Raw genomic sequence first — 13915 nt, 5'->3', positions numbered from 1 at the left:
CGGGCAGCGGCGAGATATCAGAAAACGCGGACAAATTTTTTGTTTTCCGCACGCTGCCCGCGCGAGCGCTAGGTAGATGACTGCGACGCCGGGAAGAAACTTCGAACTCCCCGCATGCGGGCGATTCACAAGCAGGGAGAGCCGCGCCGAAAACGGCGCGCCGGAAGAAGGAGACAGAACGATGAAAGTCCGTGAAATCATGAGTCGCGAAGTACGTACCGTCACCCCCCAGACCACCCTCGGCGAGGCGGCGCTGCTGATGCGCCAGGCCGATATCGGCGCCTTGCTGGTCAACGAGGGCGAGCGCCTGACCGGCGTGGTCACCGACCGCGACCTGGCGGTGCGCGGCCTCGCCGATGGACTCGGAGCCGACCGCCCGGTGCGCGAGGTGATGAGCGGGGAACTGCGCTACTGCTTCGAGGACGAGGAAGTGGACCATGTGGCGAAGAACATGGCGCAACTGGAGAAGCGCCGCTTGCCGGTAATGGATCGCAACAAGCGCCTGGTAGGCATCGTCTCGCTAGCCAACATCGCGACCTGCAACGCCGACAAGCTCAGCGCCAACCTCTTGCGCGGCGTGGCCCGCGCGCACTGAGTCGGACATGACGGAACGACGGGTGGTGGCGATCTGCGGCGGCAGCGCCGGGGTCGGGCGAGCGATACACCGGTGACTGCCAGAGGGCGTCGCCGCCAAGGCGGTGCAGGTGGTCCAGGCGCGCGACCAGGCCGGGCAGGTCGCCGTCGCTGTCGGTGAACGAACGCGGGTAGACCTGATAGATCACCGCGCGTTTCCACCAGGGCGGCTGGAAGGATTGCAGCATGGGGCCTCCACGGGTGAGCCGGCTTTGCTGCTTGGCACCCTGGGGTAGGCGCGGGTTCGACTTTTCCGCGCGAACACCTGCACCCCACCTACCAGAATTGGCAGGGGAAGATACCCACCTGTCATGGATCAATGTCCGCGCCCGGCCCGACTCCTAGTGTCGCCGGCTCCCGACTCTCTCTCACGGATGAAAGGGCAATGCACCTTCTTGAACGTCAACACGATATCCAGCCCCTCTCGCGGGCAGACATGACCATCCACCTCAATGGCCAGCCCGTCGCGGCGGCTGCCGGTGAGACCGTGCTCAACGTGCTCAATGCCGTGGGCCTGCGCCGGCTCGCGCGCAACGACCATGGCCAGGCCAGCGGCGCCTTCTGCGGCATGGGCGTATGCCACTGCTGCCTGGTCGCCATTGACGGCCGGCCCAAGCGCCGCGCCTGCCAGACCGTCGTCCGGCCGGGCATGCGGGTGGAAACCGAAAGCAACCGCTTCGACCGGGAGGAACGGCCATGAACCTGCGCCCGGTGATCGTCGGCGGCGGCTCGGCCGGCATGGCCGCAGCCATCGAGCTGGCCAGGCGCGGGGTCCCCTGCATCCTCTTCGACGAGGCCTCGCGTCCCGGCGGGGTGGTCTATCGCGGCCCCTTGCGGGCCGGCGTCGATCCGGCCTACCTCGGCGCGCGCTACACCCGGATGCTGGAAAAACTGCGGCGCGATTTCTCCGCCTGCGCCGGGCACATCGACCTGCGCCTGAACAGCCGCGTGGTCGGTGGCGACGGCCAGCGCCTGATGGTCCTCGACGAGGCGGAACGGCTGCACGAGGTGGAGTATTCGCACCTGCTCCTGGCCACCGGCTGCCATGAGCGCAGCGTGCCGTTCCCCGGCTGGACCCTGCCCGGGGTGATGCTCCTCGGCGGCCTGCAATTGCAGATCAAGAGCGGCGTGGTGAAGCCCCTGGGCGATACCCTGATCGCCGGCAGCGGCCCGCTGCTGCCACTGGTGGCCTGCCAGCTGCATGCGGCCGGGGTACGTGTCGCCGGGGTCTACGAGGCCTGCGCGTTCGGCCGCATGGCCAGGGAAAGCCTGGCGCTGCTGAACAAGCCGCAACTGTTCCTCGACGGCCTGAGCATGCTCGGCTATCTCAAGCTCAACGGCATTCCGCTGCACTATGGCTGGGGCGTGGTGGAGGCCAGCGGCGAGGGGGAACTGACGGAAGTGACGGTAGCGCCCTACGACGAAGAGTGGCGGCCCGACCTGGAAAACGCGCGACCGGTGAAGGCCAGCACCCTGGCGGTCGGCTATGGCTTCATCCCGCGCACCCAGCTCAGCCAGCAGTTGGGCCTGGAGCACGGCTTCAGCGACGACGGATACCTGCGCGCGGAATGCAACGTCTGGCAGCAGAGCAGCCAACCGCACATCCACCTGGCCGGCGACATGGCGGGTATCCGCGGCGGCGAGGCGGCGATGATCGGCGGGCGCATCGCGGCCTTGTCGATCCTCCTGCAACGCGAGGCGATCGCGCCCGCCGAGGCCATCGAACGCCGAGAATCCCATCTCGCCCGGCTGGAGGCGATCAAGCGCTTCCGCGCCGGAGTCGAGCGCTACACCCAGCGCGGCGCCCGCCAGGTCGAACTGGCGCGGGCCGATACGGTGATCTGCCGCTGCGAACAGGTCACCCGTGGCGACATCGAGCGCGCGCTCGAACAGGGCGTGCAGGACATCGCCGGGCTGAAGATGCGCACCCGCGCCGGCATGGGCGACTGCCAGGGGCGGATGTGCATCGGCTACTGCAGCGATCGCCTGCGCCGCGCCACCGGACGCCACGACGTCGGCTGGCTGCGGCCGCGTTTCCCGATCGATCCGATCCCGTTTTCCGCATTCCAGAACCTCGGTACGGAAGCCTGAACATGAACAGAACCTATGACATCGTGATTGCCGGCGGCGGCGTGATCGGCGCGTCCTGCGCCTACCAACTGTCCAGGCGCGGCAACCTGCGCATCGCCGTGGTCGACGACAAGCGACCGGGCAACGCCACCCGCGCCTCGGCCGGCGGCCTCTGGGCCATCGGCGAATCGGTGGGGCTGGGCTGCGGGGTGATCTTCTTCCGCATGATGTCCTCCCGCAACCGGCGCGAGGCCCAGGGCGCGGCGGTGGCGGTGGACGCGAGCACGCCGCACATCCTGCCGCCGGCGTTCTTCGACCTCGCCCTGCAATCCAACGCGCTGTACCCGGAACTGCATCGGGAACTGATCGAACGCCACGGGATGGACTTCAAGTTCGAGCGCACCGGCCTGAAATACGTGATCCAGGACGACGAGGATCGCCAGTACGCCGAGCACATCGTGGCGCAGATCCCGCATCTGGCCGAGCAGGTACGCTGGCTGGACCGCGAAGAACTGCGTCGTGCCGAGCCGGCGGTCAGCCACGCGGCCCATGGCGCGCTGGAATTCCTCTGCGACCACCAGGTCAGCCCGTTCCGCCTGGCCGACGCCTACCTGGAGGCGGCGCGCCAGAACGGCGTCGAGCTGTTGCTGGGAACCAACGTCACCGGCGTGCTGCGCCAGGGCCGGCGGATCAGCGGAGTGCGCACGGACAATGCCGGGGTACTGCATTGCCGCACCCTGATCAACGCCGCCGGCGCCTGGGCCGCCGAACTCAGCGAGCTGGCCACCGGCCGGCGCATCCCGGTGAAACCGGTGAAGGGCCAGATCGTCCTCACCGAGCGTATGCCGCGACTGCTGAACGGTTGCCTGACCACCAGCGACTGCTACATGGCGCAGAAGGACAACGGCGAGATCCTGATCGGCAGCACCACCGAGGACAAGGGCTTCGACGTCAGCAACACCTTCCCGGAAATCGCCGGCCTGGTGCAGGGCGCGGTGCGTTGCGTGCCGGAGCTGCAACAGGTCAACCTCAAGCGCACCTGGGCCGGCCTGCGCCCGGGCTCGCCGGACGAACTGCCGATTCTCGGTCCGGTGGCTGAAGTGGAGGGCTACCTGAATGCCTGCGGGCATTTCCGCACCGGCATCCTCACCTCGGCGATCACCGGGGTGCTGCTCGACCGGCTGGTCCACGAAGAGACGCTGCCGCTGGACATCGCGCCGTTCCTCGCCGCGCGCTTCCAGCCGGAGCCTGCCGCCGTGGCGGTCGCGGCCTGCTAGCTCAGGTTGGCGGAAACCCGCGGAGCGGGGCGGGCGGCGGTCCGGCGTCCGTTCCGCACGGTTCCCGACAGCGGCGCAGTTGCCGTCGGCGCTATACTCATGGCTTCGAATTATTTCTAGACGACTGGTCTAATTCAAGCTACCGTGCGCCCATGAAACCCAGCTACGACGACACCCGCCAGCATCTGCTCGATACCGGATACCGGATCATGGCGGTCAAAGGCTTCTCCGGCGTCGGCCTCAACGAAATCCTGCAGACCGCGGGCGTTCCCAAGGGCTCGTTCTACCATTACTTCAAATCCAAGGAACAGTTCGGCCAGGCCCTGCTGGAGGACTACTTCCGCGTCTACCTGGCGGACATGGACCAGCGCTTCTCCGCGCCAGGGCTGAATGCCCGCGAACGACTGATGAGCTACTGGCAGAAGTGGCTGGACAACGCCTGCCCGCCCTGCGACGAGCAGCGCTGCCTGGTGGTCAAGCTCAGCGCCGAGGTGGCGGACCTTTCGGAAAGCATGCGCATCACCCTGCGCGACGGCTCCGACGGGATCATCGAACGCCTGGTCGGCTGCCTCGGGCAGGGCCGCGACGACGGCTCCCTCGCGCCCTGCGATGCCCGGCACATGGCCAGCGCGCTGTACCAGTTGTGGCTCGGCGCGAGCCTGCTGAGCAAGCTACACCGCAGCCCGGGACCGCTGGAAACAGCCATGCAGACCACCCGCAGCCTGCTGGAAATCTGAGGTACCGCCAGGAAATACCCGCCCCGCAAGAGGCGGGTATTTTTTCGACCCGTCAGTAGTTGACTGGTCTAATTTGCCCGGCGCACGGTATGAACCGTTCGCCACATGCGTCAGACAGAGGAGTCTGGATATGTCCCAATCCACGCAGGTCAACCGCCGCATCGTCCTCGCCTCGCGCCCCCACGGCGCCCCGACCCGGGATAACTTCCGCATCGAGCAGGTTCCGCTTCCTGAGCCCGGCGCGGGCCAGGTGCTGCTGCGCACCGTCTACCTGTCGCTCGATCCCTACATGCGCGGACGGATGAGCGACGCGCCGTCCTACGCGCCGCCGGTGGAACTCGGCGCGGTCATGGTCGGCGGCACGGTCAGCCGGGTGGAAGCCTCGAACCATCCCGGGTTCAAGGTCGGCGACTGGGTACTCTCGGCCAACGGCTGGCAGGACTACGCGCTTTCCGACGGCAGCGGCCTGGCGCGCCTGGGCGAGTCGCCGGAGCATCCGTCCTACGCCCTGGGCCTGCTCGGCATGCCCGGCTTCACCGCCTACATGGGCCTGCTCGACATCGGCAAGCCCCAGGCCGGCGAGACCCTGGTGGTGGGCGCCGCCACCGGGCCGGTCGGCGCCACCGTCGGACAGATCGGCAAGCTCAAGGGCTGCCGGGTGGTCGGCGTCGCCGGCGGTGCGGAAAAATGCCGCCACGCCGTGCAGGTGCTCGGCTTCGATGCCTGCCTCGACCACCATGCCGCGGACTTCGCCGAACGACTGGCCGAGGCCTGCCCGGACGGCATCGACATCTATTACGAGAACGTCGGCGGCAAGGTCTTCGACGCCGTCTTTCCGCTGCTCAACGCCAAGGCCCGGATTCCGGTCTGCGGCATCGTCGCCCACTACAACGACACCGACCTGCCGCCCGGGCCGGACCGCTTGCCGGCGCTGATGGGCACGATCCTGCGCAAGCGCATCAAGGTGCAGGGCTTCATCATCTTCGACGACTACGGCCATCGCTACGATGAATTCCAGCGCGACATGTCGAAGTGGTTCGCCGACGGCCTCATCCAGTACCGCGAAGAGCGGGTCGACGGCCTGGAGAATGCCCCCGAGGCCTTCTTCGGCCTGCTCCAGGGACGCAATTTCGGCAAGCTGGTGGTGCGCGTCGGAGCCGACGCATGAACCAGGCGATCCGCGTGGTAGCGCTGTTGCAGGCGCGCGAGGGCAGGGCGGCGGAGGTCGAGCGGCTGCTGCTGGCCTGCGTGCAGCCGTCGCGGGCCGAGGACGGCTGTCTGTCCTACGTCCTGCACCGGAGCCTCGACGAGGCCGGGCGCTTCGTCTTCGTCGAACGCTGGGCCGACCGCGACGCCATCGAGCGGCACCGACGGATGCCGCACTACAGGGCGATGGCCGATGCCGTCGCCGATCTCCTGGCAGACCGCCAGGTGTTCCTTCTCGAGGAACTGCCAGCGGCCAGCCTGTCTCCGGTAGATCCGGAACCTACAAGACCCCACGAGGAGTGAAACGGATGAAAGTCGGATTTCTGGGCCTGGGCGGCATGGGCGCCGCCATGGCCACCCGCTTGGTGCAGGCGGGGCTCGAAGTGACGCTGTGGAACCGTTCCGCGGCGGCCTGCGAGCCGCTGGTGGCGCTGGGCGCGACCAGGGCGGAGGAGGTCGGCGAGCTGTTCGGCCTCGACGTGGTCATCAGCATGCTGGCGGACGACCAGGCGATTCGCGCCGTGCTGCTCGACAGCGGTGCGCTCGAACGGGCGAGGCCGGGTCTCATCCACCTGAGCATGTCGACCCTGTCGCTCGATTGCGTCGAGGCGCTCGACCAGGCACACCAGCGCCAGGGCATCGCGTTCGTCGCCGCGCCGGTGTTCGGCCGCACCGACGTGGCCGAGGCCGGCAAGCTGAACATCGTCGTCGGCGGCCCGGAGGAAGCCATCGAGCAAGTCAAGGCGCTGCTGGAAATTATGGGACAGAAGACATGGTTTTTCGGAAAAGACCCGCGCAGCGCAATGGCGGTGAAGATCTCTGGTAACTTCATGATCGCCAGCGCCATCGAAAGCATGGGCGAAAGCGTCGCCCTGGTGAAACGCCTGGGCGTCGAACCCGGCCGGTTCATGGAACTCATGTCCTCGACGCTTTTCGATGCGCCTGTCTATCGCAACTACGGCCCGCAGATCGTCGAGCAGCGTTTCACCCCGGCCAGGTTCCGCCTGGTCCTCGGGTTGAAGGACGTCGACCTGGCGCTGTCCGCCGGCAAGCGCCACAACGTGCCGCTGCCGCTGGCCAGCCTGTTGCACGACGTGTTGCTCGAAGCCATCGCCCATGGCGACGGGGAATCGGACTGGACGGCGCTGGCGAAGGTAGCGTTGTCACGATCGGGACAAATCTGAAAAGGTTCTGCGCACGGCCCGACAGGGCCCGTGAAGCTGTTCGGCAATCTGGCGTGCTTTCCATGAACTCTTTTGACGGGAAGAAGGTATGTCCGAGCGTGAAACGGCTGCCGCGGGCCGGATCAACTGGCGGCGGATCCTGCCGATACTGCTCACCACGTCGTTGGTGGGCGGTGTCTGCGGGATCTTCGTGATCAACGAACTGGATCGCCAGCACGACGGGGCGCACCTGGCGTCCTACACCGAAATGGCCCTGGAGCGGGCGCTGGAGATTTCCTCCGCGGCCGAGCAGATGCTCCACGAGATGAACGCCGGCGGCCCCGCGGCCTGCAGCGACCAGGACCTGGAGGCGCTGCGCTCCATCGTGCTCGAATCGCGCTTCATGAGCGACGTCGGCCGGGTCAGCGGCAATCGCATCGTCTGTACCGGCGTCCGCGGCCGGCTACGATCGCCGTGGGGGCTGGCTGCGCCCGACCGGATCGACGCCAGAGGCACCCGCTTCTGGTCGGAGGGCATGCCCTTGCCCCTGCAGATGCTGCCTTCCGGCCTGGTCGGGCGCGGCAACGCCATCCTCTTCATCGCCCCGCATGCCTACTTCGATGTCGACCACCCGGACCCGGGCATCTCGGCGGCGGCCGTCAGCCGCGGCGGCGACTACATCTACCACCGTTTCGCCTGGGACGACGACCAGCCCCTCGAGGCGCTCGGCCGGCCCGGCTGGCCGCGCTTCATCGGCGCCCGGCAGATAAGCCTGTGCGACCCGACGCAGGACATCTGCGTGGTCTCCCTTCTCCGTGAACGCGGCCTGCTTGGCACCGAGCCCGGACGCGCGGCCATGGCCGCGGCGCTCGGCGGCGGGCTGTTGTTCGGCGTCATGCTGCTGCTCAGCTACCTGTTCGGCTTCCTCAACGACGAAAAACTGCCAGCCAGGCTGCTGCGCGCGTTGAAGCGCGAGGCCCTGGAGGTGCACTACCAGCCCATCGTGCGCCTGGCCAGCGGCCGCTGCGCCGGGGTCGAGGCCCTGGCGCGCTGGACCGATAGCAGCCTGGGGCGGGTTTCCCCGGATGTCTTCATCGGCGCCCTGGAGGAGAGCGGCGACATCGAACTGCTGACCCGTTTCGTCTTCCGCCGCGCCCTGAAGCAGCTCGGGCCGTTGCTGAGGGAGCAGCGGAGCTTCTACGTCAGTGTCAACGTCACCGGCAAGGACATCGCCGACCCCGGTTTCATCGATTTCGCCATGCGCCAGATGGCCAGGGAAAGCGTGCGCCCGGAACAGGTCGCGCTGGAACTGACCGAGCGCACCACCGAGGCCCAGGGCTGCCTGCTGGCCGGGATGAACCGCCTGCGCGAACTCGGCCTGAAGATCTACGTGGACGATTTCGGCACCGGTCATTCGAACCTGGTCTACCTGGCCAACCTGCCGGTCGACGCGATCAAGATCGACAAGGTCTTCACCCAGTCCATCGGCGACAGCAGCGCCGTCGAACTGATCTTCGACAAGCTCTGCTCGATGGCCGAGCACCTGGAGATCGGCGTGGTCGTCGAGGGGATCGAGACACAGGCCCAGGCCGACCACGTGCTGCGCCGCTCGCCCGAGGCCCTCGGCCAGGGCTGGCATTTCGGCAAGGCACTGCCGCTGGAGGCCTTCCTCGGCTACTACCGGAACCAGCCGACGGGCCGCTAGGGCGGGCCTTTCGCAGGGGCGTCGCGCTGCGCTAGCATCGGCCGTCCATACCGGACGCGGCCTGGACGGCCGCACTCCGGATCGCACGGATCGGCCGGAAACGGCCGCGATCACCACAGGCCGCCATGCACGCATTCCCCCTCACCCTGGACAACCGACTCGCCGACGCCCTGCCGCTATGGCGCAACCTGGCCCGCACCGACCGGGCGCCGCGAAGGAACATCGACCTCGCCGACTGGAAAGCCGACTGGCGCGAACTGATCGCCGCGCTCGACAGGTTTTCCCGGAGCCACGGCTATCGCCAGCCGTTCACCGCGCAAGGGCACGCAGCCCTGGAAAACGCCTGGGCCTGGGGCCAGGCCGCGGAAAACGCCAGTACGCTGCTGCTCAAGGCCATCGACCGGGGCCTGGCCGGCGCCGAACTGCGTTCCATCTACCTGGAGACCGCCGCGCTGTGGCTGGACTACAGCCGGCTGCTCGGCGCCGCCCGCGACAGCCTGCGCGAGCAGGGCGAGGTCGACTTCGAGACGGCGCCGGCCCTGGCGCCGCGCACCGGCCAGTACCCGTTCGCGCTGCAACTGCTCGCCATGGGCGTGCTGCTCGACGCCCAGGAGCTAATCCCGGCGCTGGTCGAGGAGGTCCTGCAGTTCGATACCGACCGCCTGCTCGACTATCTCGGCGCGGCCGCCCTCGGCCTGACTTCCGCCAGCGAGGAAACCTTCCATCCACGGCCGTTCGGGCAGTTGCGGGCGTTCTTCGAAGAGGCGGACGGCAGCGACGCCCAGGCGCTGGCGCCTTACCTGCAAAGCCAGTACCGGGAGTTCTTCCAGCTTTCCCCCAAGGCGCAGAAGAAGACCCGCCGCCTGACCGGCCCCTACGCCTGGGGCTGGTGGGCCATGGAGGTGTCGGCGCTGGGCGTGCTCTACGGCTGGGACGATGGCGTCCTGCGCGCCTCGCCGCATTACCTCGGCGACCTGGTCGACTACGCGCGGGCGCGCGGCGACGCCTGAGCCACCGGCCGCCGCTCAGGCCCGCCGGCGGCGGGCGAGGAAAGCGGCGGCCAGGTCGAGGCTGGTGCAGAGCAGGAAGTAGAGCAGGGCGACGAACAGGAAGATCTCCGTCGGGTGGACCATCACCCGGTTGCTCACCTGGGTGGCGACGAAGGACAGTTCGCCGACGCCGATCACGTAGGCCAGGGAAGTGTCCTTGATCAGCGACACCCACTGGTTGAGGAAGGACGGCAGCATCACCGGCAGCGCCTGCGGCAGGATCACCAGGCGCAACACCTGCCACGGCCGCAGTCCGAGCGCGCGGGCGGCCGCCCACTGTCCGGCGGGGAGGCTGTGGATGCCGGCATACACCGAGTGGGCGAGGTAGGCGCCGCCGATCAGCGACAGCGCGCAGACCACGGTGGCCAGCGCCGGTACGTCGACATGGAAGACGATCGGCAGCAGGAAGTAGGTCCAGAAGATCAGCATCAGCACCGGGATCGCGCGGAAGAAGCCGAGCAACGTCACCAGCAGCAGGCGCGGCTTGCCGGGCAGCACCGCGAGGGCCACGCCGAGGACCAGGCCGAGCACCGCCGAAGCCAGTCCGGAGAGCGACGCCAGCAGCAGGGTCAGCGCCGCTCCGCCGAGCGGGCCGTCCGGGTAGGCGCCGAGCAGCAGGTAGGACAGGTTGTCCGAGATGACCGAGAAATCCATCTCAGGCACCTCCCTGGCGGTAGCGGCGGGTCTGCTGCAACGCCTGGCCGAAAGCTTCGATCAGGGCGATGGCGCCGATGTAGAGGAGGGTGGCGATGCCGAAGGCCTGGAAGGTCTTGAAGGTCTCGGTTTCCACCTGGCGCGAAGCGTAGGACAGCTCGGCCAGGCCGATGGCCATCGCCAGCGAGGAGTTCTTCAGCGCATTCATGTACTGCCCGAGCAGCGGCGGCAGCGCCGTGCGCAGGGCCTGCGGCAGCACCACCACGCGCCATACCTGGCGCTGGGTTAGCCCCAGGGCGAGGCCGGCGGCGCGCTGCTCGGGGCGTACCGAGGCGATGCCGGCGCGGAACTCCTCGGCGACGAAAGCCGAGGTATAGAGGGTCAGCCCCCAGGCACCGGCGAGGAACTCGAAGGACGGCCAGTCGAGCAAGGGCGTCTCGTGCGGCGTGTTCAGCCAGCTCACCAGCGCTTCCGGCAGCAGCGCGGGAACGCCGAAGTACCAGAAGAACAGCTGCACCAGCAGCGGGGTATTGCGGAACAGCGCCAGGTAGGCGCGCGCCGGCCAGGACAGCAGGCGTCGGCGCGACAGCCGGGCGATGGCCAGGGGGGCGCCGATCAGGGTGGCGAGCAGGCAACTGAGCAGGGCAAGACCGAGGGTCAGCAGGAAGCCGTCGAGCAACCAGCGCAGGTACTGCGGGGCGAGAAGTTCGCCGAACATGTGCGGGATTCCGTCGGGTAGAACGAAAAACGCGCCTCAGCGAAGTGAGGCGCGCGGGTCGTGCGGGCGAAGCGGGCCGCTCAGCTCTTGTCGCCGATCTTGTACAGGCGCGCCAGCGGGGTCTTGGTCTGCGGACCGAACCAGGTGTCGTAGATCTTCTGCGCCTGACCGTCCTGCTCCAGCTCGCGCAGGCTCTTGTCGACGAACTCGGTCAGGGACTTCTCGCCCTTGGGAATACCGACGCCGATCAGGTCGTTGGAAATGGTGAAGGGCGGCACTTCGTACTTGTCGCGGTCGGGCACGTTGGCCAGCAGGCCGATCAGCTTCGGACCGTCCTGGGTGATGGCCTGGACCTGGCCGTTGCGCAGGGCGGTGAAAGCGAAGGGCGTGTCGTCGTAGGCGATGACCTTGGCGCCGGGGAACTTCTCGCGCAGCACGCCTTCGTTGACCGTGCCCTTGTCCACGCCGACCCGCCACTTGTTGAGGACTTCCGGCGAGGTCAGGGTGCCTTTCTTGACGATGAACTGCTGGCCGGAGGAGAAGTAGGGGATGCTGAAGTCCACCTGCTGCGCACGCTCCGGGGTGATGGTGAAGTTGGCCAGGACCAGGTCGACCTTGTTCGCCGTCAGCAGCGGGATGCGGTTGGCCGGGTTGGTCGGCAGCACTTGCAGCCGGACGCCCAGCTTGTCGGCCAGGGCCTTGGCATAGTCGACGTCGAGGCCTTCGATCTGCTTGCTCTTGGCGTCGACGAAGCCGAACGGCGGGTTGCTGTCGAAGGACGCGACGCGCAATACGCCGGCCTTGCGGATGTCCTCCAGGCGGTCGGCCTGGGCCAGGCCGGAGATCAGGGCGAGAGCGAGGGCGGTGATGGCGGGGAGTTTCTTCATGAAAGTTCCAGCTCCTTGTCGGCCGCGATCGACGATCAGGGCCTTGCAATGTGGGGCGGACATTCCGGATGGGAATGCCGCCATGTCGGCGCGGGGGTATCCCGTGGCGAAGGGAGTTTGGCAGGGGCCAAGGGTCGGGAGAAAAGAATGAATCGATCTATCTTATTTCCAGACGAAATAAGAGGTATGAAAACAAGGATTCAAGGAAATAAAAAACGATAGCGTAACGCCATGATCCGCAGGGCTTCCGCGTCGGGGGTTCGTCGTCGAGAAGGAAGGCCGGGGCCCGGCGGCCCCGTCAGCGGCTGTCCCGGCAGTCGATCACGCTGGCGTTGGTGATGATGTCCCGGCTGTCGGTGTACAGGGTGATGCTGCAGAAATAGTCGAGGATGGTCTCGTTCTCGTAGTAGCCGGTCTTGCGATAGACCGCCTCGCTGCTCACCGGCGCCATGCCGGCGACCCCCTGGCCACCGACGCCGACCCAGGTCTCGCGCTGGCCGACGTACTCGGTGCCGGTCTGTATGAAGACCTTGTCCGGCCCCATGTGGGTCCGCACGCGGTTCCAGGCGTAGAAGCCGCCGCTACCGTAGGACGAAGGGCCGAGGCCCTGGTCGGGCTTGCCGAACAGTTCGAAGGCCTTGCCGCCGGGCTGGCCGATGAGCTTCTGCGCGGCGACCTTGACCTCGTTGTCGCGATTCCCCGACTGACCGAGGGAGGCGCAGGCGCTGAGGCCGAGGACGAGCAGGGCGAGACCGAAGGGCTTGATCGAGGGCATGGCATTCACTCCGTTGAAATGCCCGAGGATGTTAGAGGTCCAGCCGGCTCGCGGCTATTAGCTCATTTGTGCTAGTGCCGCTCACTTCGCCAGGTGCCGCGCCTGTTCGGCATGTACGCTGGCCATGAAGGTCTGCATGGCCGAGGAGTGGACCCGGTTGCGTCGGGTGATCAGGCCGTAGGGCGGCAGGCGCGGCTCCAGCTGGATCGGCAGGATCGCCAGCAGGTGCTTGCCCGGGTAGTCCTCGATCACCGAGCGTGGAGTGATGCCGATCATGTCGGTCTGTTGCAGCAGGGAGAGCAGGGTCATGATCGAGGTGGTCTCGACGATACTGCTCGGCAGGTCGATGCGCGCATTGTGGAAGGCCTGGTTGACGATCCCGCGCATCGGGCTGGGGTGCTGCTGCAACACCCAGGTCAGCTCCTGCAACTCGCCCCAGTCCAGCTTGCGTGCCTGCGACAACGGGTTCTGCGCGCCGACCACCACGCAGAGCTCTTCCTCGCCGAGGCTGTCGAACACCAGGTCGTCGGTGCGCGCGCCGCTGGGGATGCGTCCGAGCACCACGTCCAACTGGTCCTGTTGCAGGGCCTGGACCAGCACGTCGCTGGTGTCCACCTGGATGCTCATCGACAGCCGTGGATGACTCTGCTTCAGGGTGGCGATGGTGCGCGTCAGCAGGCTCGAGGCCAGCGCCGGGATCGCTCCGACGGTGACCCGGCCGAGGTTGCCGGATTCCAGGGCAACCAGTTCCTCGCGCATCCCGGACAGCTCGGCGAAGATCATCCGCGAGTAATAGATCAGCGTCTCGCCGAAAGGCGTCGCGCGCATGCCGCGCGGCAAACGCTCGAACAACTCGACGCCGAGCAGGTCTTCGGCCTCGTGGAGCATCTTGGTCGCCGCCGGCTGGGTCATGCCGATCTCGTCGGCGGCGCGGCGCAGCGAGCCGAGTTCCTCCAGGGCCAGCATCAGGCGCAACTGGCGCAGGCGCAGGCGGCTGTGGATGATGCTGGCGTCGGGAATCCGGGACATGGCGTATCTCGC

16 protein-coding genes are annotated in these 13915 nt (G+C 67.5%); 10 read left to right on the top strand and 6 right to left on the bottom strand.

The window, feature by feature from the left end:
- Positions 1–181 precede the first annotated feature (181 nt).
- Positions 182–595, top strand: coding sequence for a CBS domain-containing protein (locus VQ067_RS14915; protein ID WP_003089022.1), 414 nt, complete (start codon positions 182–184; stop codon positions 593–595).
- On the opposite strand, the gene VQ067_RS14910 is transcribed toward VQ067_RS14915, so the two are convergent.
- The gene (locus tag VQ067_RS14910) at positions 555–821 is read right to left on the bottom strand and encodes an alpha-amylase family glycosyl hydrolase (protein ID WP_031686628.1); all 267 of its coding nucleotides are present in this window, start codon (positions 819–821) and stop codon (positions 555–557) included. The genes VQ067_RS14915 and VQ067_RS14910 overlap by 41 nt on opposite strands.
- 197 nt (positions 822–1018) lie before the next feature.
- Between VQ067_RS14910 and hcnA the strand changes: the two genes are divergently transcribed.
- The 9 genes from hcnA (at position 1019) to VQ067_RS14865 (ending at position 9801) form a co-directional block, all read left to right on the top strand.
- The gene (gene hcnA / locus VQ067_RS14905) at positions 1019–1333 is read left to right on the top strand and encodes a cyanide-forming glycine dehydrogenase subunit HcnA (protein ID WP_003089025.1); all 315 of its coding nucleotides are present in this window, start codon (positions 1019–1021) and stop codon (positions 1331–1333) included.
- Entirely contained in the window at positions 1330–2724 is a 1395-nt protein-coding gene (gene hcnB / locus VQ067_RS14900) for a cyanide-forming glycine dehydrogenase subunit HcnB (RefSeq protein WP_009315733.1), read from the top strand. The genes hcnA and hcnB overlap by 4 nt, the downstream gene beginning before the upstream one ends.
- Before the next feature lie 2 nt (positions 2725–2726).
- Complete coding sequence (hcnC, locus tag VQ067_RS14895; RefSeq protein ID WP_031756010.1) at positions 2727–3980, top strand: cyanide-forming glycine dehydrogenase subunit HcnC; 1254 nt, start codon at positions 2727–2729, stop codon at positions 3978–3980.
- Between the two features lie 152 nt (positions 3981–4132).
- Entirely contained in the window at positions 4133–4717 is a 585-nt protein-coding gene (locus VQ067_RS14890) for a TetR/AcrR family transcriptional regulator (RefSeq protein WP_011666672.1), read from the top strand.
- 130 nt (positions 4718–4847) lie between these two features.
- On the top strand, positions 4848–5885 hold the full coding sequence (locus tag VQ067_RS14885; protein ID WP_003132100.1) for an NADP-dependent oxidoreductase: 1038 nt from the start codon (positions 4848–4850) through the stop codon (positions 5883–5885).
- Complete coding sequence (locus tag VQ067_RS14880; RefSeq protein WP_003089035.1) at positions 5882–6226, top strand: putative quinol monooxygenase; 345 nt, start codon at positions 5882–5884, stop codon at positions 6224–6226. Before VQ067_RS14885 ends, VQ067_RS14880 begins: the two co-directional genes overlap by 4 nt.
- 5 nt (positions 6227–6231) lie before the next feature.
- Positions 6232–7107 carry an NAD(P)-dependent oxidoreductase gene (locus VQ067_RS14875; protein ID WP_003089038.1) on the top strand — a complete coding sequence of 292 codons (876 nt, stop codon included), beginning with the start codon at positions 6232–6234 and terminating at the stop codon, positions 7105–7107.
- Positions 7108–7195: 88 nt separating this feature from the next.
- Positions 7196–8791 carry an EAL domain-containing protein gene (locus tag VQ067_RS14870; protein ID WP_003132096.1) on the top strand — a complete coding sequence of 532 codons (1596 nt, stop codon included), beginning with the start codon at positions 7196–7198 and terminating at the stop codon, positions 8789–8791.
- A 125-nt stretch (positions 8792–8916) separates the two neighbouring features.
- Entirely contained in the window at positions 8917–9801 is an 885-nt protein-coding gene (locus tag VQ067_RS14865; protein WP_009315738.1) for a DUF1911 domain-containing protein, read from the top strand.
- 15 nt (positions 9802–9816) lie between these two features.
- Here VQ067_RS14865 and VQ067_RS14860 read toward each other — a convergent pair whose 3' ends face one another.
- The 5 genes from VQ067_RS14860 to VQ067_RS14840 all read right to left on the bottom strand — a co-directional run bounded on the left by VQ067_RS14860 (position 9817) and on the right by VQ067_RS14840 (position 13903).
- The gene (locus VQ067_RS14860; RefSeq protein ID WP_003089043.1) at positions 9817–10494 is read right to left on the bottom strand and encodes an amino acid ABC transporter permease; all 678 of its coding nucleotides are present in this window, start codon (positions 10492–10494) and stop codon (positions 9817–9819) included.
- A 1-nt stretch (position 10495) separates the two neighbouring features.
- Positions 10496–11212 (bottom strand): amino acid ABC transporter permease, encoded by a 717-nt coding sequence (locus tag VQ067_RS14855; protein ID WP_003089046.1) that lies wholly within the window; start codon positions 11210–11212, stop codon positions 10496–10498.
- A gap of 80 nt (positions 11213–11292) precedes the next feature.
- Positions 11293–12099 (bottom strand): ABC transporter substrate-binding protein, encoded by an 807-nt coding sequence (locus tag VQ067_RS14850; protein ID WP_003124678.1) that lies wholly within the window; start codon positions 12097–12099, stop codon positions 11293–11295.
- A gap of 298 nt (positions 12100–12397) precedes the next feature.
- On the bottom strand, positions 12398–12874 hold the full coding sequence (locus tag VQ067_RS14845; RefSeq protein WP_340080847.1) for a hypothetical protein: 477 nt from the start codon (positions 12872–12874) through the stop codon (positions 12398–12400).
- A gap of 81 nt (positions 12875–12955) precedes the next feature.
- The gene (locus tag VQ067_RS14840; RefSeq protein ID WP_003089050.1) at positions 12956–13903 is read right to left on the bottom strand and encodes a LysR family transcriptional regulator; all 948 of its coding nucleotides are present in this window, start codon (positions 13901–13903) and stop codon (positions 12956–12958) included.
- Positions 13904–13915 lie beyond the last annotated feature (12 nt).

The organism is Pseudomonas sp. KBN12P06040 (assembly GCF_037574965.1).
Taxonomy (GTDB): domain Bacteria; phylum Pseudomonadota; class Gammaproteobacteria; order Pseudomonadales; family Pseudomonadaceae; genus Pseudomonas; species Pseudomonas aeruginosa.
The sequence above is the reverse complement of the archived record's forward strand: the minus strand, read 5'-3'. Positions and strand labels throughout refer to the sequence as shown.

Coding starts and splice junctions, on each gene's coding strand:
- VQ067_RS14915 (WP_003089022.1), top strand. CDS start 182: ATGAAAGTCCGTGAAATCATGAGTCGCGAAGTACGTACCGTCACCCCC.
- VQ067_RS14910 (WP_031686628.1), bottom strand. CDS start 821: ATGCTGCAATCCTTCCAGCCGCCCTGGTGGAAACGCGCGGTGATCTAT.
- hcnA (WP_003089025.1), top strand. CDS start 1,019: ATGCACCTTCTTGAACGTCAACACGATATCCAGCCCCTCTCGCGGGCA.
- hcnB (WP_009315733.1), top strand. CDS start 1,330: ATGAACCTGCGCCCGGTGATCGTCGGCGGCGGCTCGGCCGGCATGGCC.
- hcnC (WP_031756010.1), top strand. CDS start 2,727: ATGAACAGAACCTATGACATCGTGATTGCCGGCGGCGGCGTGATCGGC.
- VQ067_RS14890 (WP_011666672.1), top strand. CDS start 4,133: ATGAAACCCAGCTACGACGACACCCGCCAGCATCTGCTCGATACCGGA.
- VQ067_RS14885 (WP_003132100.1), top strand. CDS start 4,848: ATGTCCCAATCCACGCAGGTCAACCGCCGCATCGTCCTCGCCTCGCGC.
- VQ067_RS14880 (WP_003089035.1), top strand. CDS start 5,882: ATGAACCAGGCGATCCGCGTGGTAGCGCTGTTGCAGGCGCGCGAGGGC.
- VQ067_RS14875 (WP_003089038.1), top strand. CDS start 6,232: ATGAAAGTCGGATTTCTGGGCCTGGGCGGCATGGGCGCCGCCATGGCC.
- VQ067_RS14870 (WP_003132096.1), top strand. CDS start 7,196: ATGTCCGAGCGTGAAACGGCTGCCGCGGGCCGGATCAACTGGCGGCGG.
- VQ067_RS14865 (WP_009315738.1), top strand. CDS start 8,917: ATGCACGCATTCCCCCTCACCCTGGACAACCGACTCGCCGACGCCCTG.
- VQ067_RS14860 (WP_003089043.1), bottom strand. CDS start 10,494: ATGGATTTCTCGGTCATCTCGGACAACCTGTCCTACCTGCTGCTCGGC.
- VQ067_RS14855 (WP_003089046.1), bottom strand. CDS start 11,212: ATGTTCGGCGAACTTCTCGCCCCGCAGTACCTGCGCTGGTTGCTCGAC.
- VQ067_RS14850 (WP_003124678.1), bottom strand. CDS start 12,099: ATGAAGAAACTCCCCGCCATCACCGCCCTCGCTCTCGCCCTGATCTCC.
- VQ067_RS14845 (WP_340080847.1), bottom strand. CDS start 12,874: ATGCCCTCGATCAAGCCCTTCGGTCTCGCCCTGCTCGTCCTCGGCCTC.
- VQ067_RS14840 (WP_003089050.1), bottom strand. CDS start 13,903: ATGTCCCGGATTCCCGACGCCAGCATCATCCACAGCCGCCTGCGCCTG.